21 protein-coding genes and 1 tRNA gene are annotated in these 22,597 nt (G+C 73.4%); 17 read left to right on the top strand and 5 right to left on the bottom strand.

The window, feature by feature from the left end; all coding sequences use genetic code 11:
* Positions 1-7: 7 nt before the first annotated feature.
* From CHB94_RS08970 to CHB94_RS08935, 8 genes are all read left to right on the top strand, one after another.
* Positions 8-937: an ABC transporter permease gene (locus tag CHB94_RS08970; protein ID WP_254920514.1), complete on the top strand. Its 930-nt coding sequence runs from the start codon at positions 8-10 to the stop codon at positions 935-937.
* Positions 934-1,875 carry an ABC transporter permease gene (locus tag CHB94_RS08965; RefSeq protein ID WP_217899232.1) on the top strand — a complete coding sequence of 314 codons (942 nt, stop codon included), beginning with the start codon at positions 934-936 and terminating at the stop codon, positions 1,873-1,875. Before CHB94_RS08970 ends, CHB94_RS08965 begins: the two co-directional genes overlap by 4 nt.
* Positions 1,872-2,897 (top strand): ABC transporter ATP-binding protein, encoded by a 1,026-nt coding sequence (locus CHB94_RS08960; RefSeq protein WP_089336235.1) that lies wholly within the window; start codon positions 1,872-1,874, stop codon positions 2,895-2,897. Before CHB94_RS08965 ends, CHB94_RS08960 begins: the two co-directional genes overlap by 4 nt.
* 103 nt (positions 2,898-3,000) lie before the next feature.
* On the top strand, positions 3,001-4,044 hold the full coding sequence (locus CHB94_RS08955; RefSeq protein ID WP_089336234.1) for an ABC transporter ATP-binding protein: 1,044 nt from the start codon (positions 3,001-3,003) through the stop codon (positions 4,042-4,044).
* 307 nt (positions 4,045-4,351) lie between these two features.
* Positions 4,352-5,173, top strand: a complete 822-nt coding sequence (locus CHB94_RS08950) for a hypothetical protein (protein WP_089336331.1) — start codon at positions 4,352-4,354, stop codon at positions 5,171-5,173.
* A 61-nt stretch (positions 5,174-5,234) separates the two neighbouring features.
* Positions 5,235-5,321 (top strand) — tRNA-Ser (locus CHB94_RS08945).
* 236 nt (positions 5,322-5,557) lie between these two features.
* Entirely contained in the window at positions 5,558-5,965 is a 408-nt protein-coding gene (locus CHB94_RS08940; protein WP_089336233.1) for a four-helix bundle copper-binding protein, read from the top strand.
* 168 nt (positions 5,966-6,133) lie between these two features.
* Positions 6,134-7,381 carry a cation:proton antiporter domain-containing protein gene (locus CHB94_RS08935; protein ID WP_089336232.1) on the top strand — a complete coding sequence of 416 codons (1,248 nt, stop codon included), beginning with the start codon at positions 6,134-6,136 and terminating at the stop codon, positions 7,379-7,381.
* 60 nt (positions 7,382-7,441) lie between these two features.
* Here CHB94_RS08935 and CHB94_RS08930 read toward each other — a convergent pair whose 3' ends face one another.
* Positions 7,442-8,344, bottom strand: coding sequence for an EamA family transporter (locus CHB94_RS08930; protein ID WP_089336231.1), 903 nt, complete (start codon positions 8,342-8,344; stop codon positions 7,442-7,444).
* A gap of 101 nt (positions 8,345-8,445) precedes the next feature.
* On the opposite strand from CHB94_RS08930, the gene CHB94_RS08925 reads away from it, so the two are divergent.
* Entirely contained in the window at positions 8,446-8,964 is a 519-nt protein-coding gene (locus tag CHB94_RS08925) for a MarR family winged helix-turn-helix transcriptional regulator (RefSeq protein WP_254920512.1), read from the top strand.
* A 259-nt stretch (positions 8,965-9,223) separates the two neighbouring features.
* Positions 9,224-11,473, top strand: a complete 2,250-nt coding sequence (locus CHB94_RS08920) for an immune inhibitor A domain-containing protein (protein WP_089336230.1) — start codon at positions 9,224-9,226, stop codon at positions 11,471-11,473.
* Between the two features lie 150 nt (positions 11,474-11,623).
* On the opposite strand, the gene CHB94_RS08915 is transcribed toward CHB94_RS08920, so the two are convergent.
* Complete coding sequence (locus CHB94_RS08915; protein ID WP_089336329.1) at positions 11,624-13,531, bottom strand: helicase-related protein; 1,908 nt, start codon at positions 13,529-13,531, stop codon at positions 11,624-11,626.
* A 128-nt stretch (positions 13,532-13,659) separates the two neighbouring features.
* Entirely contained in the window at positions 13,660-14,247 is a 588-nt protein-coding gene (locus CHB94_RS08910) for a hypothetical protein (RefSeq protein ID WP_089336229.1), read from the bottom strand.
* 192 nt (positions 14,248-14,439) lie between these two features.
* On the opposite strand from CHB94_RS08910, the gene CHB94_RS08905 reads away from it, so the two are divergent.
* Both CHB94_RS08905 and CHB94_RS25085 read left to right on the top strand, forming a co-directional pair.
* Complete coding sequence (locus tag CHB94_RS08905) at positions 14,440-16,095, top strand: alkaline phosphatase D family protein (protein WP_217899231.1); 1,656 nt, start codon at positions 14,440-14,442, stop codon at positions 16,093-16,095.
* Entirely contained in the window at positions 16,092-17,378 is a 1,287-nt protein-coding gene (locus tag CHB94_RS25085) for an alkaline phosphatase family protein (protein WP_217899240.1), read from the top strand. Before CHB94_RS08905 ends, CHB94_RS25085 begins: the two co-directional genes overlap by 4 nt.
* Positions 17,379-17,381: 3 nt before the next feature.
* Here CHB94_RS25085 and CHB94_RS08895 read toward each other — a convergent pair whose 3' ends face one another.
* Entirely contained in the window at positions 17,382-18,497 is a 1,116-nt protein-coding gene (locus CHB94_RS08895; protein WP_089336227.1) for an NAD(P)/FAD-dependent oxidoreductase, read from the bottom strand.
* A gap of 101 nt (positions 18,498-18,598) precedes the next feature.
* The gene (locus tag CHB94_RS08890; RefSeq protein WP_089336226.1) at positions 18,599-19,057 is read right to left on the bottom strand and encodes a MaoC family dehydratase; all 459 of its coding nucleotides are present in this window, start codon (positions 19,055-19,057) and stop codon (positions 18,599-18,601) included.
* A 149-nt stretch (positions 19,058-19,206) separates the two neighbouring features.
* On the opposite strand from CHB94_RS08890, the gene CHB94_RS08885 reads away from it, so the two are divergent.
* The 5 genes from CHB94_RS08885 (at position 19,207) to CHB94_RS08865 (ending at position 22,586) form a co-directional block, all read left to right on the top strand.
* Entirely contained in the window at positions 19,207-19,683 is a 477-nt protein-coding gene (locus tag CHB94_RS08885) for an NUDIX domain-containing protein (protein ID WP_089336225.1), read from the top strand.
* Between the two features lie 344 nt (positions 19,684-20,027).
* Positions 20,028-20,483, top strand: a complete 456-nt coding sequence (locus CHB94_RS08880; protein ID WP_089336224.1) for a hypothetical protein — start codon at positions 20,028-20,030, stop codon at positions 20,481-20,483.
* A 43-nt stretch (positions 20,484-20,526) separates the two neighbouring features.
* Positions 20,527-21,414: a 1,4-dihydroxy-2-naphthoyl-CoA synthase gene (locus CHB94_RS08875; RefSeq protein ID WP_089336223.1), complete on the top strand. Its 888-nt coding sequence runs from the start codon at positions 20,527-20,529 to the stop codon at positions 21,412-21,414.
* A gap of 75 nt (positions 21,415-21,489) precedes the next feature.
* A complete protein-coding gene (locus CHB94_RS08870; RefSeq protein WP_089336222.1) occupies positions 21,490-21,822 on the top strand; it encodes a hypothetical protein in 333 nt (110 codons plus the stop codon).
* Positions 21,823-21,980: 158 nt separating this feature from the next.
* Positions 21,981-22,586 (top strand): TetR/AcrR family transcriptional regulator, encoded by a 606-nt coding sequence (locus tag CHB94_RS08865; RefSeq protein ID WP_089336221.1) that lies wholly within the window; start codon positions 21,981-21,983, stop codon positions 22,584-22,586.
* Positions 22,587-22,597: the final 11 nt, after the last annotated feature.

Genomic DNA, 22,597 nt, shown 5'->3' with positions numbered 1-22,597 from the left:
CGGCTACGTGCTCCGCCGCACCGGCCAGTCGGTGGTGGTGCTGGCGGGGGTGAGCGTGATCGTGTTCGCCCTGGTGCATCTCGTGCCGGGCGACCCGATCCGGCTGGCGCTGGGCACGCGTTTCTCCCAGGAGACCTACGACGCCCTGCGTGAGCGCTCGGGACTCGACCAGCCGCTCGTGGAGCAGTTCTTCAGCTGGGCGGGAGCGGCGCTCACCGGTGACCTCGGCGTGAGCTTCCGCAGCGGGGAGACGGTCACCTCGCTGATCGCCGAGCGGCTGCCGGCGACGCTGACGCTGGCCTTCGCCTCGATCCTGGTGGCGTTGCTGATCGCCGTCCCGCTGGGCACCCTGTCGGCGCTGCGGCCCCGTTCGCTCGTGGACCGGGGGGCCACGGTGCTCAGCCAGATCGGCATCTCGGTGCCGGAGTTCTGGATGGCGATCGTGCTGATCCTGGTCTTCGCCGGGACGCTGGGCTGGCTGCCCTCCGGCGGCTACGTCCCGCTGACCGAGGACCCGCTCGGCTGGGCGCAGCGGCTGCTCATGCCGGCCCTGGTCACCGGCGTGGTGTCCGGCTCGGTGATCACCCGGTTCGTCCGGTCCAGCGTCCTGGAGGCCCTCGGTGCCGACCACGTGCGGACAGCGCAGGCCAAGGGGCTGCCCACGCGCCAGGTCTTCACCTGGCACGTGCTGCGCAACGCCCTGCTGCCCCTCGTCACCGTCACGGGCGTGCAGCTGGCCTACCTGCTGTCGGGCGTGGTCGTGGTCGAGATCGTGTTCGCCTGGCCCGGGCTCGGCCAGCTGGCGCTGCAGGCGGTCCAGGCCCGCGACTACCCGGTCCTCCAGGGGGCGATCCTGCTGTTCGCCGTGGTGTTCCTGGTGATCAACCTGGTCGTGGACCTGCTCTACACCGCCATCGACCCGCGGATCCGCCGATGACCGGCCAGCCCCTCCCGGAGCCGGCGCCGTCGCCGACCGCCACCGACGCGGGGATCCCCTCCACGCAGCGCGCCGCCCGGCCGCGGTGGCGGGAGACGCTCGGGCTGCTCGCCCGGAATCCTGCCGCCGCCGTCTCCGGCGCACTCCTCCTGCTGATCGTCCTCGTGGCCGTCTTCGACGAGGCCCTGGCGCCGACCGGCCCCAACGAGATCTCGGTCGAGGACCGGCTGCAGCCGCCGAGTCTCGAGCACCCCTTCGGCACCGACGACCTCGGCCGGGACATCTTCAGCCGGGTCATCCTGGGTGCCGCCGTCTCCCTGCGGGTCGGGTTCCTCGCGGTCGCCGTCGCGTTGGTGATCGGCAGCCTGATCGGGCTGCTGGCCGGTTTCTACGGTCGCTGGGTGGACGACGTCCTGATGCGGATCATGGACATGCTGTTCGCCTTCCCGGCGGTGCTCCTGGCCATCGCGGTGCTCGCCGTCCGCGGCCCCGGATCCGGCAACACCGCCCTGGCCATCGGGATCGTCTACATCCCGGTCTTCGCCCGGGTCACCCGGGCCAGCGTGCTCGGGGTCCGGGAGGAGGTCTACGTGCGGGCCTCGCGATCCGTCGGCGCCTCGGACCTCCGGTTGCTGACGCGGCACGTGCTGCCGAACGCGGCGCCGCCGATCATCGTGCAGACCTCGATCAGCCTGGCCTTCGCAGTCCTGGCCGAGGCGGCGCTGTCCTTCCTCGGGCTGGGCACCCAGCCGCCGAACCCCTCGTGGGGGCTCATGCTGGCCGAGGGGCGCGGGTTCATCGACATCGCCTGGTGGCTCGCCTTCTTCCCCGGTATGGCGATCTTCCTGACCGTGCTCTGCTTCAACCTGCTGGGCGACGGCCTGCGCGACGTCCTCGACCCGCGGCAGCGCACGCTCATGGCCGGCGGTGCCAGATGACGGCGCCGGTGCTGGAGGTCGACGACCTCCGGGTGCAGCTGCGCACACCGCGCGGCACGGCGCACGTGGTCAACGGGCTGAGCTACAGCGTCGGGCCGGGGGAGACCGTCGCCGTCGTGGGGGAGTCCGGCAGCGGCAAGAGCGTCTCGGTGCTGGCCCTGCTCGGTCTGCTCCCGCAGCGGGTGGCCACGGTCAGCGGGCGGGCGCTGCTGCAGGGGGAGGACCTGCTCAGCATGCCGCCCGAGCGGCTCCGGCAGGTCCGCGGGCCGGGCGCCGGGATGGTCTTCCAGGACCCGATGACGTCGCTCAACCCGGTGCTGACGGTCGGGAGGCAGATCGTGGAGGGGCTCCGGGCGCACGCCGACGTGAACGCCGCAGCCGCCCGCCGCCGGGCCGCCGAGCTGCTCGGCGAGGTCGGCCTGCCCGATCCGGAGCGCGCGCTGGACCGCTATCCGCACGAGCTGTCCGGCGGCATGCGCCAGCGGGTCGTGATCGCCATCGCGCTGAGCAACTCCCCAGCCCTGCTCATCGCCGACGAGGCCACGACGGCGCTGGACGTGACGGTGCAGGCGCAGATCATCGACCTGGTGGAGCGGCTGCAGACCGACCACGGCACCGGCGTCATCTGGATCACCCACGACCTCGGCGTCGTCGCCGGCATCGCCGACCGGGTGCTGGTCATGTACGGCGGCCGCTGCGTCGAGGACGGCACGGTGGACGACGTCCTCGAGCGCCCGGCGCACCCCTACACGCGCGGCCTGCTCGGCTCACTGCCGGACCTGGCCGCACCGGTGGGTCCTGGCGGCGAGGTGCCCGACCTGACCACGGTCCCGGGCCTGCCGCCGCCGCCCACCGACCTGCCGGCCGGCTGCGTGTTCTGGCCGCGTTGCCCGGTGCGAGGCGATGCGCGCTGCGAGACCGAGCAGCCCCCGCTCGTCCAGGTCGGTTCCGGCCGAAGTGGCCACTTCGGCCGGGAGCTGCCGCACCGGGCCGCGACGTGGTGCTCGGAGGAGGTCCGGTGAGCGACGCGAGAGCGACGGGCGAGCGAGCATCGCCGCAGGCTGGGGGCACCTCCCGCTTGCGGGGGACAGCGACCGAGGAGCGGAACGAGTCCGGAGGCGAGCCATGAGCGACGTCCTGGTCTCGGCGCGGGGCCTCGAGGTGCACTTCCCGGTGCGGTCGGTCGGCCTGCGCCGCACGGGCGGCGGCGTGCTGCGGGCGGTCGACGGCGTGGACCTCGACATCCACCGCGGCGAGACGGTCGGGCTCGTCGGTGAGTCGGGCTGTGGCAAGTCGACGCTGGGGAACGCGCTGCTGCGCCTGGTGCCGCCCACCGGCGGGAGGATCACCTTCGACGGCTCCGACGTCACCGCGCTGGACCGGCGCGGGCTGAAGGAGATGCGCCGCCGCGCCGGCATGGTCTTCCAGGACCCGTTCGCCTCGCTGGATCCCCGGCGGACGGTCGCGCAGACGGTCGCCGAGCCGCTCGAGGTGCACAAGCTCCGGTCGGGACGACGGGAGCGCGCGGCCCGCGTGGGCGAGCTGCTGGAGATGGTGGGCCTGGACCCGGCCGTTGCCAGCCGCTACCCGCACGAGTTCTCCGGCGGTCAGCGCCAGCGGGTCGGCATCGCGCGGGCCCTGGCGGGAGAGCCGGACTTCCTGGTCTGCGACGAGGCGATCGCCTCCCTCGACGTCAGCGTGCAGGCGCAGGTGCTCAACCTGCTGCGCCGGCTGCAGCGGCAGCTCGGGCTCACGCTGCTGTTCATCTCCCACGACCTGTCCGCCGTCCGGCACCTGTCCGACCGCATCGCGGTCATGTACCTGGGGCGGGTGGTGGAGGTCGGGCCCGCCGCGACCGTCGCCTCGGACCCGCAGATGCCGTACACGCAGGCTCTGCTGTCCGCCGTCCCGGTGCCGCACCCGGCACGCGAACGTGCCCGGCAGCGGATCGTGCTGCGCGGCGACGTCCCCTCGCCGTCCGCCGTCCCCAGTGGGTGCCGGTTCCGGACCCGCTGCCCGTACGTCTTCGAGCCCTGCCCGGACGTCGACCCCGCGCTGCAGCCGGCCGGTGCACCGGGGCAGCTCGCGGCCTGCCACCTGCACGGCGTCGTCGGTATCCCCGTCGCCGACGACACCCCCGAGGGGGTCACGACCACCCCGACGAGCTGATCGGCGACCGACCCGTCGGCCACACCCGCCGGAGCAGCGACCCGACACGCCGGAGCGGCGTCGCCGGCGAGATGACCGTACGCCGGAATCCGGCCGTTTCCGCTGGTGAGGGCGCCGCATGTCGACAAGACGGTGCCCGGTGAGACGGGTCACCGTCCGCCGCTCGGGGCTGTCGCAACGATCCGGTGACGGGCCGGTCCGGAGCGGGTCGCAACCGGCGGGCCGGGCTGCGCCGGACCGTAGTTTTCGCCCCAGTTCGCGGCACTTCCCGGCCGCGGCGATGGTGCTGAGGAGTCCTCCCGTGACCATGGGCGCGACGCTGGTGTGGCCGGCAGTGGCAGTGCTGGGTTTTCTCCTGTTCACCGGCGTGGTGGTCGCGCTGGGCACGAGCTCGACGGCCCGCTACGAGTTCGAGCGCAACGGGGCGGGCGCACCGCAGCGGACGGCCGCGCACAGCAGGGGCGCCCACCCCGCGGGTGGTCGTGCCCCGAGCCGCCCGGTCGGCGCCGCGGAGGCGCAGGCGCAGCCGCAGTCCGTCGGTCTCGCCGTCCGTCCTGCTCCGGCGCCGCCCACCGGGGGGCCCGCCTGGTGGCTGGTCGGGGAGTCGGCGCAGGTTCTGGCCGGTCCGTTCGCCGACCAGATCGACGCCGACTGGGCCGCGCTGGCCGACGGGCTGACCGCCGTCAGTGTCTTCGGCGCCCGGCGGGAAGACGGATCTGTCGCGGTGAAGCCGTCCCCGGCGGAGCGGGCCTGGCTGGTTGAGCTCGGGGCGGAGCTGGACCGGCTGCCGGAGGACTGGGACGCGCTGCTGTCCGACACCGATCCGCTGACCACGCTGGTCGTGGAGGTGACCGCGGCCGTGGTCGAGGCCGGTCTGCCGCTGCAGGATCTCCGGGGGCGCGATGCGGCCGGTGGCGTCTGCCTGGTCCCCGAGCCCGGTCTGCGCGGTGTCCTGGTGAGCTGGCGCCCGCACGACCGGATGAGCCTGCACCAGGTGCGCGGAGCCGCGGCCGACGACGCCGTGCAAGACCTGATGAACGCCACCATCGCCGACGTCCTGGCGCAGCTGAGATTCGTGGTGGAGCCCTACGGCGCCACCGGCTGCGTCCTGGTGACGGCGCTGCGCTGATCGCTCCGCTCGGCGGTGGGTCGTCGGTCGGGAGGCGGGACGGCTAGCCTCGTCCGGGTCAGGAGGGCTCGCCTAGTGGCCGATGGCGGCGGTCTTGAAAACCGCTATGGGGTAACACCCATCGTGGGTTCGAATCCCACGCCCTCCGCTGGGTGATGTCGCAGGACACCGGCATGGCCCGGACCCACGATTCGCGGGTCCGGGCTCCTGCTTTTGGCTACGTCCGGGCGGCGTGGTGGCGGGACGCCGCAGAGACGACAGTGGTCGTCATGTCGAACTCATGACGCCGTGCAGGGTCACGGGGCTGCGGGGTAGTGGTCGGGGACCGGCGCAGGCCGCGGGTCATACGGACGTCCCGCCGCCGGTACGACGAGGAGGTCTGCTGTGACCGTCGCTGCCCAGATGCTCGACACCTACCCCAAGGACCTCGGTGGGGTGGACCGGGAGAAGCTGCGTGCCTGCATCGAGGCGTGCTTCGAGTGCGCCCAGGCCTGTACCGCGTGCGCGGACGCCTGCCTGAGCGAGGACATGGTCGCCGAGCTCACCACGTGCATCCGCACCAATGCCGACTGCGCCGACGTCTGCGACGCCACCGGCCGGGTGCTGTCCCGGCACACCGGCTACGACGCCAACCTCACCCGCGCGGTGCTCGAGGCCTGCGCCGCCGCCTGCAAGGCCTGCGGGGACGAGTGCGAGCAGCACGCGTCGATGCACGAGCACTGCCGGGTGTGCGCCGAGGCGTGCCGCCGCTGCGAGCAGGCCTGCCGGGACCTCATCAGCAGCCTCGGCTGATGCCGCGGCCCGGTGCCGTGCGCGGGGAATCACCGGCGGCGTGAGGGCGGGCTCGCTCAGAGGGACTGCGCTGCTGTCTTTGCTCGACGACCGGCACCGGGCCGGCGCGCCACCGGAGACGTCAACTTCCCCCGCATCGCACCGTCGAGCAGCGGGCATGGGGCAGGCATGACGACGGACCTCCTGCTGCTCGTCGGCGGGCTCATCGCCCTCGGCGTCGCTGCCCTGTCCGAACGCCTGCGGCGGCTGCCGGTCTCCGAGCCGCTGCTGGGCCTGCTCGCCGGGATCGCCCTGGGCCCGGCCGTCGCCGGGCTGCTCGACGTCCGGCCGCTGACCGAGGACCACACCTGGCTGCACACCGCCACGCGGCTCCTGCTGGCCATCTCGGTGATGGCGGTGGCACTGCGCTATCCGTTGGGCGCGGTCCGGTCGCGGATCCGACCGGTGGTGATCCTCCTGGCCGTCGCCATGCCCCTCATGGCGGTCATCACCGCCGGCCTGTCGGCGTGGGTGCTCGGTGTGGGGCTGGGAGCCGCGGTTCTGCTCGGCGCCGCGCTGTGCCCGACCGACCCGGTGCTCGCATCCAGCGTCGTCACCGGAGGCCCGGCCGAGGAGGACCTCCCCGCCCGGGACCGGCAGGTCCTCTCCCTGGAGTCCGGCGCGAACGACGGCCTGGCGCTGCCCCTGGTGCTCGGCGCCGTGGCGATCGCCGGTCCGCTGACCGGAGCGGAGGCCGCGCTCGAGTCCCTCTGGCAGGTGGCCGGAGCCGTCGCCGTCGGGTTGCTGACCGGCTGGCTGGGCGGACGGGCGCTGCGCGCCGGCGAGGAGCACGGATCCACCGACCCCGGCCCGCTGGCGTTGTTCACCGCCGTCCTTGCCTTCACGGTGCTCGGCCTGTCGGGGCTGATGCACGTGGACGGTGTGCTGGCGGTGTTCGTGTGCGGACTGACGTTCAACGGCGTGAGCACCGGTTCGGAGCGGACGTCGGACGTGCCCATCGACGAGGCGGTCAACCGGTTCCTCGTCCTGCCGCTGTTCATCGGCGTCGGCGCGGCCCTGCCGTGGGAGGCGTGGGCCGACCTCGGGTGGCGCGGCCCGGTCCTCGCCGTGGCGGTGCTCCTTCTCCGCCGCCTGCCCGTCCTGCTGGCCCTGCGCCGTCCGCTGCGGCTGGGCTGGCCGGACGCCCTGTACATGGGGTGGTTCGGCCCGATCGGGGTCTCGGCACTGTTCTACCTCGCGCTGGAGGCGAAGCGGCTGGCCGTCGACCCGACCGTGCTGGCCGCGGGCAGCTTGGTGGTGGTGGCCAGCGTCGTCGTCCACGGCGTGACCGCCGCCCCGGGCCGAGTGGCCTACCGGAGCGCGGCCCGGCACGGGAGCGACGCCCGCACCGAGGCCGCCCCCGACCGGTCCCGTTGACGGGGATGACATCCGGAGGTCTCCGCGCGGCCCGCCGCCTGCTGCCCGTGGCTCCGACGATCAGGATCTACATGCGGTGTCCTCCTTCAGTACGAGCTGGTGGCGGGCGACGCGTGAGGGTGTCTGCTGGGCGTAGGCGACAGCGAGCAGGGCGAGGGCGAAGCCGGTGCCCTGAACGGGAGTGAGCGCCTCGTCGAGGACCGCCCACCCCAGGACGGCGGCGACCAGGGGGGAGAGGAGGGGCAGGAATGCGACCGCACCGGCAGGCATCCGGCCGACCCCCCGGAACCACAGGACGTAGGCCAGTCCCGCGCCGACGAGGCTCAGCCACGCGTAGCCGGCGATGGCGGCGCCGTCGAGAACCGGCGGCGGCCCCTCGACCAGGAGCGCGATGGGCAGGATGACCAGGCCGCCGGCGGTGAGCTGCCAGCCGGCGTAGGACACCGGCCCGGTGGGTCTGCCCCAGCGCTTGCTCAGCACGGTGCCCAGCGCCATGCAGAGGGTGGACGCGATCCCGGCGAGGACGCCGATCGGGCTCAGTGCGGCGTCGGGGGCGAGGACCATCAGCGCGACGCCCACCACGCCGAGCACGCCCCAGGACAGCCGCCAGCCCGTGGGCCGTTCCCGCAGGAGGGGAACAGCGAGGGCCGCGACGGTGAGCGGAGTGGTCGCGCCGAAGATCGCCGCGACACCCCCCGGCAGGAGGTAGGCGGCGACGAACAGCAGGGGGAAGAACGCCCCGATGTTCAACGCGCCCAGCACGAACGCTTTCCACCACCAGTCACCGCGGGGCAGGGACCGGCCGATAGCCAGCGCGAGGAGTCCCGCCGGCAGGGCCCGCAGCAGCCCGGACCACAGCGGGTGGTCGTCGGGGAGGCACACGGTCGTGATCACGTAGGTGGTGCCCCATACAGCCGGCGCGAACGCCGTCGAGGCGACCAAGCCCCAGGCCCGCGGTGCCATGCCATACCGCCCATCCTTCGATGTCGAAAGGTTTGATCCGAAACAGAACGTAGGGCGTGTTATCTTCCATATCAAACGGTTCGACGTCGAAAGGTAGATCGGTGGCACGCGATCGGGTCAGTGACTACCTGGAGCAGTGGCGACGAGAGCGCCCCGACCTCGACCCGGCGCCGATGGGGGTCGTGGGCCGGCTCTCCCGAGCGAGCGAGCTGATCAGTCGGACGACCCGCGCCTACTTCGCCGACCACGGCCTTCAGGCGGGAGAGTTCGACGTCCTTGCCACCCTGCGACGGTCGGGCGCGCCCTTCACGCTGACGCCGGGGCAACTCGCGGAGAGCACGATGGTGAGTTCAGCTGCGATCACCAACCGGCTGAGCCGCCTGGAAGACAAGGGCTTGCTCGTGCGGCGCACCGATCCGAGCAATCGACGGAACGTGCTCGTCGCCCTGACCGACGACGGACTGGCCCTCGTCGACGACATCGTCGAGGGGCACCTGGAGAACGAGCGCCGGCTGCTCACTCCGCTCGCACCCGAGGAGCAGGAGCAGCTCGCCGTACTCCTCGCACGGTTCCTGGCGGGGTCGGGGGACGGTAGCCACGAGGCCGGGACCGAGCACTGACGACGAGTGATCGGGGACGCCGCACGTAGCAGGGCCCACGTGTGGCATGCCCTGCCCGTCACCTGCTCGTGACGGCGCGCGGAGCTGCCTCTCCGAGCCCCTCTCGGCGTGCCGCGGGAGACTCGCCGTCATCGTCTAATGACTCTCTGGACATGGTTAGTGAGCGAACCTAATGTGACGCCCGGTCACCCGTCAGTGCGATCCGGTAATTCTGCCGGGCGGCCGGCCGACCTTCTTTCCTCACTCAGGAGAACAGTTCTTGAAGAAGACACTGGCCGTCGTCATGGGGACCGCGCTGCTCGCGGCCGTCCCGGCGACCGCGACCGCCGCCCCGCCGGAGAACGCCCCGGACAACGCCCCCGCCCGCATCGACGACCTGCCCAGCCCGCTCAGCGACAAGCAGCGCGACCTCCGCGCCGCGGCGATCGAGCAGGTGCTCGCCGGGGAGGCGACGCCGCGGGGCGACAACAAGGTGGTCCAGGTCGCCAAGGGCCAGTACGTCGAGCTGGCGCAGGAGGACACCGACGCCATCTGGACCGTCCTCGGCGAGTTCAGCGACCTGCCGCACAACCAGATCGCCGAGCCCGACCGCTCGGTCGACAACACCACCATCTGGACCGAGGACTTCTCGCAGCCCTACTTCGACGAACTGCTCTACTCGTCCGAGGCCGGCGTCAACTCCGTCGCCAACCTCTACGAGGAGCTCTCCTCGGGCCGCTACACCGTCACCGGCGAGGTCGAGGACTGGACGCAGGTCCCTGGCACCGGCGCCGACTACGGGGCGAACGACCGCGATTCCAGGGCGTGGAGCTTCGTCAACGACACGATGAACGGCTGGTACGAGAATCAGCTCGCCGCCGGGAAGACCGCCGAGGAGATCGACACCTACCTCTCCCAGTTCGACGTCTGGGACCGCTACGACCAGGACGGTGACGGCAACTTCGACGAGGCCGACGGCTACATCGACCACTTCCAGGCCGTGCACTCGGGCATGGGCGAGGAGGTCGGCGGCGGCGTCCTCGGTGAGGACGCCATCTGGTCGCACCGCTGGTACAACCAGACCACCCGGATCGGCGCCGGCGGCCCGACCGTGGACGGCGAGACCGTGCCCTTCGGCGGCGCGCGGGTCGGCCAGTCCAAGTACTGGGTCGGTGACTACACCGTGGAGCCGGAGAACGGCGGCGTCGGCGTCTTCGCCCACGAGTTCGCCCACGACCTCGGCCTGCCGGACCTCTACGACACCTCCGGCGGCGAGAACAGCACCGCCTTCTGGACCCTCATGTCGTCGGGCTCCTACGGCAACAACGGCACCCCCGAGGGCGGCATCGGCACCCGGCCGATCCACATGGGGGCGTGGGAGAAGCTGCAGCTGGGCTGGCTGAACTACGAGAAGGTGCTGCCCGGCGCGACGGCCAACACCAAGCTCGGCCCGTCGACGGCGAACACCAAGCAGGCGCAGGCGCTGATCGCCCTGCTGCCCGACAAGGAGGTCACCACGACCGTCGGGACGCCGTTCGAGGGCCCCGACTTCTGGTACTCCGGCCAGGGTGACGACCTCGACAACAGCATGCTGACCGCGCTGCCGGCGGACGCCCAGCAGCTGACCGCCAAGGTCAACTACGAGATCGAGAAGGACTGGGACTACGCCTACGCGGTCTACTCCACCGACGGCGGCAAGACCTTCACGTCCCTCCCGACGAACCGGTCGACCACGACCGACGACAACGGCCAGAACTTCGGCCACGGCATCACCGGCAGCACCGACGGCGAGTGGGTCGGCCTGACGGCAGACCTGTCCGGCGTCCCGGCGGGTGCGCTCGTCGGCTTCCGGTACTGGACCGACGGCGCGGCCAGCGAGCCGGGCTTCATGGCCGACGCGGTGGCGATCGACGGCACCCCGGTGACCTCGTGGACGATGGACGGCTTCACGCAGACCACCGGCACCACGACGGAGGAGTTCTTCAACGCCTACATCGCGGAGAACCGGGCCTACACCGGGTACGACGCGGGTCTGAAGACGGGTCCGTACAACTTCGGCGACCCGAGCCAGCCCGACTGGGCCGAGCGCCTGCCCTACCAGGACGGTCTGCTGATCAGCTACTGGAACCAGCAGTACGCCGACAACAACGTCCGGGTCCACCCCGGCGGCGGGCTGGTCCTGCCCGTCGACGCCCACCCGGGTCTCATCTACGAGCCCACGGACGACGAGGGCACCGACCGGACCAACGGCGAGAGCTGGCGGCCCCGGATCCAGTCCTACGACTCCACCTTCGGGCGGCAGGCGACGGACGCGATCACCCTGCACGACCCGGACACGGGCGTGGCCGGCACCTACGGCGGCCTCGCCGCGGTGCCGACGTTCGACGACACCAAGGACTGGTACGTGGCTCCGGGCGAGCAGCCCGACGCGAACGGCTGGACCGGCGTCGACGTCCCGAAGACCGGCACGAAGATCACCGTGGTCAGCACCAGTGCTCACGACAGCTTCATGCAGGTGCGGGTCAACTGATCCCGGGCAACTCCTAGCACCGCGAACGGCCCGCCGGCACCCCGCCGGCGGGCCGTTCCGCGTCCGCCGACCGGACGAGCGTGTGCGCCGGCGCCCGGTTCCAGGGCCGGAAAGGGGGCGGCAGCGCACACGCTCCTGGTGAGCCGGGGGTCAGCGGGAGCGGCCGGGCCGCGCCGCCCCGGGCCGGCCACCGGTGCCCTGGGACGACGAGCCGGAGCCGCGGCCCCGCCGTCCGCCCTCGGACGCCGCCGCCCGACCACCGCCGGCGCCCGATGCGCGACCGCCGGTGCGCGCCGGTCGCGGATGCCGGCCGTGTCCGTCGTGGTGCTGGGTGCCCCGGTGGTGGTCGCGCCCCGGGCCGCGGCTCGCCGTGCCCACCGAGCAGTCGCGGCAGGTGCTGAACCACGGGGCGATCCCGGCGCCGCAGGAGGTGCAGCGCCCGGACGCCGACAGCGTGATGGCGGCGGGCAGCAGCTCGGTGATCCTGGCCGCGGCGGCCTCCTCGACCTCGGCGGCGTCCTCGCTGGTCAGTCCGGCGACGCCCGGGAAGGAGCGGAGCAGGGTCTGGGCGTCGCGCGCCGCGGCGGCGGCCTGCTCGTAGTCCTCCACGGTGCCCTTGTCCGGCAGCGGCTCGAGCACCGTCTCGGGGGCGACGGACTGCCCGACGGCCGACTGCAGTGCGGCCTTGGCCAGCACCAGCCAGCGGGTGCGCCGGGGCGGGTTGTAGTCGATCGGCAGGTTGATCAGCCGCCACACGGTCCAGAGGTCACCGGCGGCGCCGAGCGGGCCGCGCAGCAACGGCAGCAGCGCGTGCACCCGGACGATCAGGCTGGTCACGTCGTCGGCGGTCATCGACTGGTCCCTGGTGGCCGCGCGTGCCCAGGCCATCCACCGGGTCAGGGCCTCGGGCAGGTCGACCGGCTCGAACGCGCCGAGGTCGTCGAGCTCCGGCCGCAGCCGCGGGGCGCGCTTGGGCAGGTCGCTCATCGCGTCCCCGCGGGCGACCTCGGCGCCGGCCTTGAGGAGTCCGGCGTCGGCCCGCAGGCCGGTGACCCCGGCGAGGACGCCGACGCTGCCGTGCCCGGTCAGGCCGTAGCGGCCGGCCCGGCCGGCGATCTGCGCGGTCTCCCAGGTGCGCAGCGGCCGCCGCTCCACGCCGTCGAACTTGGTGGTCTCGGCGAACAGCACCGTCGTGGCCGGCACGTTGATGCCGTGGCCGATGACGTCGGTGGTCACCAGCACCTCGGTCTCGCCGCGGGTGAACCCGTCGATGACCTCGCGGCGGGTGGCCGGCGGCAGCGCGCCGTAGAGGACGCCGACCTTGCCGCGCCGATGCGGGTCCAGCGCCGCGGCGACGGCGTAGACGGCCTTGCGCGAGAAGGCCACCACGAGGGTCTGCGGACGGACGCCCTCCGGGCGGACGGGGGCGCGGAGCACGTCGAGACGCGACAGGCGCTTGTGGTTGACGACGGTGATCTTCTTCGCGTCCGAGACCAGCGGCTTGAGCAGCAGGTAGGCCTCGGCCGCGGAGATCAGGTGCATCTCGCGGTAGTCACCGGTCAGCACCAGCCGGGCCCAGTGGTGGCCGCGGTCGGGGTCGGCGACCCAGTGCGACTCGTCGAGGACCAGGAGGTCGCCGCGCATCGGCGCCTTCTCCACGGTGCAGCAGACGATCGGCGCGTCCGGGTCGATCTCCTCCTCGCCGGTGGAGAGGCCGACGGTGCCCGGCGGCAGCTGCGCGGACAGCCGCGCGTAGGCCTCGTGGGCCAGCTGGCGCAGCGGTGCGGCGTAGACGCCGGAGCGGTTCTCGGCCAGCGCGACCAGGGAGTCGTAGGTCTTGCCGGAGTTGGTCGGCCCGAGGTGGAAGACCACGTGCTCGGGCCGGGTGGTCCGGACGGGGAGCTCGGGCTCGGCGCCGGCGACCCAGCTCTGCTGGGCCAGCTTCTCGATGCGGGCGGCGGCGCGGTCGTCGTCACGGGTGCGGAGGTCGCGCGCCGTGCCGCGCTCACGGCGACGCGACTCAGGGCGTCGGGCGGGGTGCTGCGGAGGAACACTCACAGGGAGGAACAGGCCTTCGGTCGGCGGAAGTCGGATCGGGTCCACACGCGGCGTCACTGATCCAGGTGCCGCGGACCCTACGGAGGGCAACAGGAGGAACCCGCTGGGCATGCCCGGCCGGGAACGTGTCAGACGGCACGCGGCACGTCCCGACCCGCCGCGAGCAGCCGCACCTCGATGACGAGGCCGCGGATCGCCACCACCTCGTTCAGGGTCCGGGGCGGGACGGGCAGCGGCCCGTGCGCCGTCCGGTAGGCCACGGTGACCGGGCACGCCACCGCGTGCGAAGGGTCCTGCTCGGGGGCCGGCACCGGCCTCCCGACCGGCAGGACGCGGTCGGCCACGGCGGTCCAGCCCTGCGTCGTCCTCGGGACGGCGGTCAGCAGGGCGAGCTCGCCGAGCAGGCCTGCCTCGTTGCCGATCACCAGGCGGCCCGGCAGGTCCCGGGGCCAGGGCGTCGGCGGCTGGACGACGACGACGCGGATCCCGACCGCGGTGAGCAGGCGCGCGGCGCTGCAGAGCTGCAGGGACTGACGACGGCGGACCGACCCCGCGGGCACCATCGACGCCCGCGCCCGGACGCCGGCCAGCGTGGCGGTCCAGCGCAGCCGTCGGTGCTGCTGAGTGGTCTGGTCGGCGCGCTCGGGGCCCGGCGGCGGCGAGACGGGCGAGCGGGGAAGTGGGACGACGGGCACGCGGGGCAGGGCAGCGGTCACGACGCTCCTCGGGCCGGAAGGGCCGGGGCCGGCCCTCGACGCGAGCAGCGTCCCGCCGGCGGATGACGGGCACGTGACCTCGACGCGGCCGCCCCGAGAACTCGCCGGAGCAGACGGGGGCGGCCCGCTGAACGGACCATGAACATCGCCGTGACAGCGCAACCTTGCGCCCGCCGGCTCAATGGACATCCCGTGACCACGTCGCAGGGACACCTCTCCCGCCGCCGCGCCCTCCAGCTCGGGGTCGTCACCGGCGTCGGCCTGGCGGTCGCCACGGCCGAGCCGGCTGCCGCCGGCCCCGTCCGCCCCACCTTCGCCCACGGCGTCGCCTCCGGGGACCCGCTGCCCGACGCCGTCGTCCTGTGGACGCGGGTGACGCCGCGGCCCGGCGACGACCCCGGGTCGAACCGGGGTCCCGTCGTCCCGGTGGCCTGGGAGGTCGCGGCCGACCCGCAGTTCCGGCGGATCGTGCGCACCGGCACCGTGCGCACCGGTCCGGAGCGGGACCACACGGTGAAGGTGGACGCCACGGGTCTGGCGCCCGGGAGCGAGTACTGGTACCGGTTCCGCTGCCAGGGGGTGGCCTCACCGGTGGGACGTGCCCGGACCGCCCCGGCTCCCGGATCCGACGTCGCGCGGCTGCGCATGGCGGTGGTCTCCTGCGCCAACCTCCAGGCGGGCTGGTTCACCGCCTACCGGCACCTCGCGGCGCGCCAGGACCTCGACCTCGTCCTGCACCTGGGGGACTACCTCTACGAGTACGCACCGGGGGAGTACCAGGCGCGCGACGTCGTCGTCCGGCCGCACGACCCGCCACGGGAGATGACGACACTGGCCGATTACCGCCGTCGGCACGCGCAGTACAAGCAGGATCCCGACCTGCAGGCCCTGCACGCCGCGGCGCCATGGGTGGTCACGTGGGACGACCACGAATCGGCCAACGACGCGTGGTCCGGCGGCGCGGAGAACCACACGGACGGCGCCGAGGGGCCGTGGCCGGCCCGGCGGTCCCATGCCCAGCAGGCCTACGCCGAGTGGATGCCGGTGCGCTACACCGCCGGCGGCCGGCTGTACCGGCGGTTCCGGTTCGGCCGGCTGGCGAGCCTGTCGCTGCTGGACCTGCGCACCTACCGCGACGAGCAGGTTGCCTCGCCGGTCGATCCGGCGTTGGCCGACGCCGACCGCACCCTCACCGGGCCCGAGCAGCTGCAGTTCCTGCTCGACGGGCTGGCCGACCCGCAGGTGCAGTGGAAGCTGGTCGGCAACCCGGTGATGATCGCGCCCGTGCGCTTCCCGGGCACCCTGGACACCCGGACGGCGGCGGGGATCGCCACGCTGGTCGACGCCCAGGCGCCTCCCGTGGCCGGGCTGCCGTACAACGTCGACCAGTGGGACGGCTATCCCGCGGAGCGGGCGAAGGTCCTGGACCACCTGCGCGATCGCGGCATCCGCGACACCGTCTTCCTCACCGGCGACATCCACTCCGGCTGGGCCTGCGACCTGCCCGCCGACGGTGCGACGTACCCGGTGACCGGCCACAGTGTCGGCGTCGAGCTGGTCTGCACCTCGGTCACGAGCGACAACCTCGACGACATCACCGGAACACCGCCACGGACCACCTCCCTGGCGGTGGAGACGGCGTTCAAGGCGAGCAATCCGCACATCAAGTACCTCGACTTCGACTCGCACGGCTACTCGGTGCTCGAGGTGACACCGGAAGGGGCACAGATGGACTGGTACGTCCTGACCGACCGCACCGACCCCCACGCGGCCGCGGTGCACTCGACGTCCTACCGCGTCGGGGCGGGGACGCAGCGGGTCGAGCGGGTGGCGAGGAGGCCGGCGTGAACCCGCGGACGACGACGCTGGACCGCCGCCGCTTCCTGCAGGTCACCGCGGCCGGTGGAGCCGCCGTCGTCCTGTCCTCGACGGTCGGGGCGCCGCGCGCGCGGGCAGCCGGGAGGCCCGACCTGCGGGTCTACGTGCTCGTGGTCGACGGGACCAGCCCGGGCGAGGTGGAACCGCTGCTCATGCCCCGGCTGTCGGACCTGCGCGAGGAGGGCACCTGGTTCGCCGCGGCGCGCTCGCTGCCGGTGATGGAGACCATCCCCAACCACGTGATGATGATGACCGGCGTCCGCCCGGACCGGTCCGGCGTGCCGGCCAACTCCGTCTTCGACCGCCGGGAGGGGGTCGTCCGCGATCTGGACCGTCCGTCGGACCTGCGCTTCCCGACGCTCATCGAGCGGCTGAACGATGCGGGCGCGACGACGGGCACGGTGCTGTCCAAGGAGTACCTGTTCGGCATCTTCGGGACCCGGGCCACGCACCGCTGGGAGCCGTTCCCGGTGGTCCCGGGAAGCGGCCACGCCCCCGACCAGTTCACCGTCGACGCCGCCGTCGCGATGGTCGACGAGTTCGACCCGAACCTCGTCTTCGTCAACCTGGGCGACATCGACCGGGTCGGGCACAGCGACCTCACCGGGCCCGCTCTCGGAGTCGCCAGGACGGCGGCGCTGGCCGGCAGCGACAGCCAGGTCGGCCGGTTCGTCGACCACCTGAGGAGCACCGGGCGCTGGGACCGGAGCGTGCTGATCGTCCTCGCCGACCACTCGATGGACTGGTCGATCGCGACGAACGTCGTCTCGGTGGCGCAGCTGCTCGCTCCCCGGGCCGAGCTGCGGGACAGCATCCAGATCGCCCAGAACGGCGGCGCGGACCTGCTCTACTGGACCGGTCGGCCCAACCGCCGGAACGCCGGGCTGCAGGAGGTCCGCCGCCTGGTCGCTGCCCATCCCGGTGTGCTGTCCGTCCACGCTCCCGACGAGCTGCGCCTGGGGCCGGAGGCCGGTGACCTGGTCTGCTTCACGCGCGCCGGCTGGCGGTTCAGCGACACCACGCCGGTGTCCAACCCGATCCCGGGCAACCACGGCCATCCGGTCACCGAGCCGATTCCCTTCCTCGTCGCCGGTGGGCACCCGGCCGTCCGTCGCGGGGTCGTCGTCGGCGAACCGGCGCGGACGGTCGACGTCGCGCCGACCGTGGGCGCGCTGTTCGGTCTCGGTGCCCCGCGGGGTGGCTACGACGGCACCGCCCGGACCTCGGCCTTCCGCGCGATGCCTCGTCGATGACGGTCAGCGGAGGCGGCGGGCGGCGGCGGTGAGGGTGCGGGCGGTCAGCCGCCCGTCGGCCAGGCCCAGCTCGACGACGTCGTCGAAGACCCGCTGGTCGTCGGCCGCCGCACGGAAGACCGCGTCCATCACCTGCGGCCAGCGGCTGGCCCAGGACGCCGTCGACGAGTGGCGCAGATGCCGGCCCAGGCGCAGCCGCAACGCCCGGCGGTAGGCCGCGCCCGGCGTGGCGCCCTCGACCGCGGCGGCGCCGGCCAGCGCGCCGGAGAGGACGGCGTAGAAGATGCCCTCGCCGGTGAGCGGATTGATCAGCGAGGCGGCGTCCCCGGCCAGCAGCACCCGCCCGTCGGGCTGGCGCGGGCGGCCGGTCGACAGCGGCAGCCGGTGCGCCCGCAGCTGCTCGGCCGCCACCCCGGGCAGCAGCCGGTCCAGCCCGGCCAGCAGCCCCGCCCGGTCGACGTCGCCGGAGACGAGCTCGCCGTAGCCGACGTTGGCCCGTCCGTCGCCGAGCGGGAAGGACCACGCGTAGGCCGGCCACCGCTGCTCGGTGGTGGCGATCAGTTGCACGCGCTCCAACCCCGCGGGAACGGGGGCGTACCCGCGGATGGCGATCGCGATCTGGTGCGGCCGGTTCGGGGCCGTCCCGAGCGCCCGGCGGACGACCGACTCCGCGCCGTCCGCGCCGATCACGGCGCCGGCGGTCAGGGAGCGGTCGACCTCGACGTGCGCCGGGTGCACCTCCACCCGCCGGACGACGTGCCGCCGGAACTCCGCGCCCGCGGCCAGCGCCCCGCTGAGCAGCCGGGAGTCGAGGACGGCGCGCGGGACCACCCTGGCCGGGCGGTGCATGACCCGCTCGACCGTCGTCCCGCCGGGGGAACGCAGCCGCAGCCGGGGCACGACCGCGTACCCCTCGGTCAGGAACTCGGTGTCGAACCCCAGCTCCGCGAGGACGTCGAGCGCCTCGGGCGCGATGCCGTCGCCGCACACCTTGTCGCGCGGGAACCGGGAACGGTCGAGCACGAGCACCCGGGCCCCGGGTCGGGCTCGACGGGCGGCCGTGGCGGCGGCGGCGCCGGCCGGCCCGCCACCCACGACGACGACGTCCCAGTGCTCCATGCCGCGAACGCTAGGCAGTGCGCGTGGTCGGCGCCCGACGGCGGGCCGGCGTGGAACCCCGTGAAGACGGCGACGCGCGTGGGAACGGGCGCGCCCGGGTGTCAGCCCCCGTAGTAGCGGAAGACCGGCTCGGCGATGCAGACCGGCTTGTCGCCGCCCTCGCGCTCGATGACGGCGGCCAGCACGAGCTGCACACCGCCGACGATCTCCTCGACCGACTTCAGGGTGGCGGTCAGCCGCACCTTCGAGCCGACGGGCACCGGTGACGGGAAGCGCACCTTGTTGAGGCCGTAGTTGACGGCCATCACCGTGTCGGTGACGACGAGCACCTGCGCCGAGAGCGACGCCAGCAGCGACAGCGTGAGGTAGCCATGGGCGATCGGGCCGCCGAAGGGGCTCTCGGCCTTGGCGCGCTCGACGTCGACGTGGATCCACTGGTGGTCGCCGGTCGCCTCGGCGAACAGGTTGACGTGGTCCTGGGTGACCTCGTGCCAGTCGCTGCTGCCCAGCTCGGTGCCGAGGAGGGCGGGGACCTCGGCCAGGGTCGTCGTGGTGGTCATGCGGTGTTGTCCTCCCGGAACGGCGTGCGGGCGCAGAACATCTGTTCAGCAACCTAGTGCTCCGAGTGCAGGTGCACCCGGAGCACGAGCGTCCGCGGAGCACCCGCTGCGCCGCGGCACCACGGCGCACGACCGGGTTCACTGGACGGGTGCTCCCCTCGACCGACGGCTGGACCGTCTGTGCCCAGGGCCACCGGCACTGGGGCCGCGCCGGTGCGGCGGGCCTGCTCCTGCACCGGGACGGCGCGCGAGGTCCCGAGGTGCTGCTGCAGCACCGCGCCTGGTGGTCCCACCACGGCGGCACGTGGGGGACGCCGGGCGGCGCGCTGCATCACGGGGAGACGGCGGACGACGGCGCACTGCGCGAGGTGCGCGAGGAGCTGGGCCTGACACCGGACGACGTCGTCCTCGGTGCCCGCTCGGTCGACGACCACGGCGGCTGGTCCTACACGACCGTGCTCGCCCGCCCGGCCCGCTCGATCGAGGCCGCCGACCTGACGCTGGACGGCGAGAGCACCGGCGTCGCCTGGCTGCCCCTCACCGGACTGGAGGAGGTGGACCTGCACCCGGGCCTCGCGGCCTCGCTGTCGCGGCTGCGCCCGCTGCTGGAGGACGCGCGCGGTTAGTCCGGCGTGGCGGCGCATGAGGTGGCTCTGCGTGGGTAGGCGGTCACTGATCTTGGTCCAGTCGCACACCCGAGGAGCCGGTCCTGTCCCGCCGTCACCGGCATCGCGCCCAGCGCCCCGCACCGCCCGGGCTCGGCCATGCCGACCACGCACTCCAGCGCCGTCGCGCCCGGATCCTCCTGGTCCTGAGCACGGTCTGTGCCGGCCTGCTCGTCGCCGCGCCGCTGGCCCTCTTCCTGCCCGGTGGCAACGACGGTGACGGCTCCTCCAGGGTCCCGGACGGCGTCTTCACCGGCGGGCCGGCGACCGGCACGGAGGAGGGCACGGGGCGCGGGGGAGCGGGCGTGGCCACGCAGTCCTCGGCGTCTCCGGAGGCCGGGCCGCCCCCGGTGGACGGCACCGCGAACGTCGCACCGGGGGGTGCTGCCGCCGACCCCGGTGTCGCCGGTGGTGGCTCCAGCGGTGCCGGCGGGATCGGCGGCGCACCGGCCGGTGGCGGTGGCGCGGAGGGCGGTACGGGCCGCGGAACCGCGGCAGGGACACCTGCGAGCCCGGCAGGTGGCGGGTCGGGTCCGGCTGGCGGGTCGGGTCCGGTCGGCGGGTCAGGGCCGTCGGGCGGCTCGGACCCCGGCACCGCCCCGGCGGGCGGCACCAGGCCCGAGGGCGGGGACGGTCCGCCACCGGCCGAGGAGGACGGGGACTGCGGCTGCCCACCCAACCCGCTGGAACCCGCGACCGACGTGGTCGACGGCCTGACCGACACCGTCGGAGGCGCGGCGGGCGGGCTGCTCGGCCAGTGACGCGGCCGTTACCGGCTGGGGGACCCGCGTTAGGTTCGAACGCATGAGCGCCCACGACGACGTCTCCGAGATCTTCGACAGCTCCGCCTGGCGGCCGGTCGAGGGCTTCGACTTCGCCGACATCACCTATCACCGGGCGGTGGACGCAGGTGTCGTCCGCATCGCCTTCGACCGTCCCGAAGTGCGCAACGCCTTCCGGCCGCAGAGCGTCGACGAGCTGATCGCCGCGCTCGAGCACGCGCGACTGTCCACCGACGTCGGCTGTGTGATCCTCACCGGCAACGGCCCCAGCCCCAGGGACGGCGGCTGGGCCTTCTGCTCCGGGGGGGACCAGCGGGTCCGGGGGAAGTACGGCTACGAGCACAGCCAGGGCAGTTCCGGCCGGTTGCACATCCTCGAGGCGCAGCGGCTGATCCGCTTCATGCCGAAGGTCGTCATCTGCGTCGTCCCCGGGTGGGCCGCGGGGGGTGGGCACAGCCTGCACGTCGTCTCCGACCTGACCCTGGCCAGTGCGGAGCACGCCCGGTTCAAGCAGACCGACGCCGATGTCGGCAGTTTCGACGGCGGGTTCGGCTCGGCCTACCTCGCGCGCCAGGTGGGCCAGAAGTTCGCCCGCGAGATCTTCTTCCTCGGCGACGAGTACACCGCGCAGGACGCCCACGCGATGGGCATGGTCAACCGGGTCGTGCCGCACGCGGAGCTGGAGGCCACGGCGCTGGACTGGGCGAGGCGGATCGTCGCCAAGAGCCCGACCGCCCAGCGGATGCTCAAGTACTCCTTCAACCTCATCGACGACGGCCTCGTCGGGCAGCAGTTGTTCGCCGGCGAGACCACCCGGCTGGCCTACATGGCCGAGGAGGCGGTCGAGGGCCGCGACGCCTTCCTCGAGAAGCGCGACCCCGACTTCACGCGGTTTCCTTGGCATGTGTGACGACCGACGCGCTCGTGGCTCCCTGCCGGGTCCCGGCGCGAGCTTGCGAGTGCTGGGGAGAAGGGGGTCCTTGAAGTGATCGTCGAGGTGGTGACGGGCGCCGAGGAGCGTCCGGAGGCGCGGTTGGTCGACGTCGACGAGCTCGGCCGGCTGCACCTGGCGCTGGGCCAGGTCACCGATGAGGAGGCCGCGGAGGTGCTGGAGCAGGCCGGTCTCGGCCGGCTCGCGGACGGTGACACCGCCCTCCTGGACGTGACCGCCTTGCGGGCCGCGGCGGAGTCACGGGCGACCACTCCCGATTGGCAGGCGCGCTGGGACGAGATGATCGGTGCCGCCCGCACCAAGGGCTGGCTGTCCGAGGACGGGGCCACCCTGCAGGTGCAGATCGAGAGCGCTGCGGGGGCCTGACCCGAAACGCCGTGCCGACCTGCGGCGACGCGCAGCGGGATACGGGAGCTCTCCTGCGTCCCCGGTCGGCTGACATTCTCCGGCCTGGTCATTGTGGTGAACCGATCCACGGGCCAGGATGTCGCGGTGCGTATGACGTCGTGTCACGGATTTCCGTCATGAGTGGGACGCCTGGGCGGCCACTCAGCTCGGAACTGTCCGAGCAACTGCTCTCGGTGACGGTGGACATCCTCGCCGAGGAAGGGTGGGGTCGGCTCAACAGCGACCGGATCGCTACCCGAGCCCGGGCCGGGAAGGCCGGCATCTACCGCCGATGGCCCACGATGGCGGCGCTGGTCCACCATGCGGTCAGCCGGTTCAGGCTCGTTCCGACGCCGGAGGGCGGCGACTCGCTGCGGGAGGACCTGATCTTCCTGATGGCGTGCTGGACCCGGCCCCTGGACCGCGAGGAACGCGCCCTCGCCAGCATCGTCGGTGCCGCGCGGCACGACGAGAAGCTGTGCGCGGCCCTCGACGAGGCGCTCGTACGTCCGCTCGCCGCCGCCGTCGCCGAGCTCGGTCGGCGGGCGGCCGAACGGGGCGAGCCGATCGAGCCGGAACGGCTGTCGCTGCTCGGCGCGGTGGTGCAGGCCTTCTGGTGGCAGCGCTACACGGCCGGTCCCAACGGCATGATGACCGACGAGCAGCTCGCCCAGCTGGTCGACGACGTCCTGCTACCGATCGCGGAGCGGGCGCCGGTGCGCACGGGGGCCGCTCGCATCTGACGCTCCCGACC

This window comes from Blastococcus mobilis (genome assembly GCF_900188025.1).
GTDB classification, from domain to species: Bacteria; Actinomycetota; Actinomycetes; order Mycobacteriales; family Geodermatophilaceae; genus Blastococcus_B; species Blastococcus_B mobilis.
This window is presented reverse-complemented; position numbering and strand designations above follow the sequence as displayed.

Coding starts and splice junctions, on each gene's coding strand:
- CHB94_RS08965 (WP_217899232.1), top strand. CDS start 934: ATGACCGGCCAGCCCCTCCCGGAGCCGGCGCCGTCGCCGACCGCCACC.
- CHB94_RS08960 (WP_089336235.1), top strand. CDS start 1,872: ATGACGGCGCCGGTGCTGGAGGTCGACGACCTCCGGGTGCAGCTGCGC.
- CHB94_RS08955 (WP_089336234.1), top strand. CDS start 3,001: ATGAGCGACGTCCTGGTCTCGGCGCGGGGCCTCGAGGTGCACTTCCCG.
- CHB94_RS08950 (WP_089336331.1), top strand. CDS start 4,352: ATGGGCGCGACGCTGGTGTGGCCGGCAGTGGCAGTGCTGGGTTTTCTC.
- CHB94_RS08935 (WP_089336232.1), top strand. CDS start 6,134: ATGACGACGGACCTCCTGCTGCTCGTCGGCGGGCTCATCGCCCTCGGC.
- CHB94_RS08930 (WP_089336231.1), bottom strand. CDS start 8,344: ATGGCACCGCGGGCCTGGGGCTTGGTCGCCTCGACGGCGTTCGCGCCG.
- CHB94_RS08895 (WP_089336227.1), bottom strand. CDS start 18,497: ATGGAGCACTGGGACGTCGTCGTCGTGGGTGGCGGGCCGGCCGGCGCC.
- CHB94_RS08890 (WP_089336226.1), bottom strand. CDS start 19,057: ATGACCACCACGACGACCCTGGCCGAGGTCCCCGCCCTCCTCGGCACC.
- CHB94_RS08875 (WP_089336223.1), top strand. CDS start 20,527: ATGAGCGCCCACGACGACGTCTCCGAGATCTTCGACAGCTCCGCCTGG.
- CHB94_RS08865 (WP_089336221.1), top strand. CDS start 21,981: ATGAGTGGGACGCCTGGGCGGCCACTCAGCTCGGAACTGTCCGAGCAA.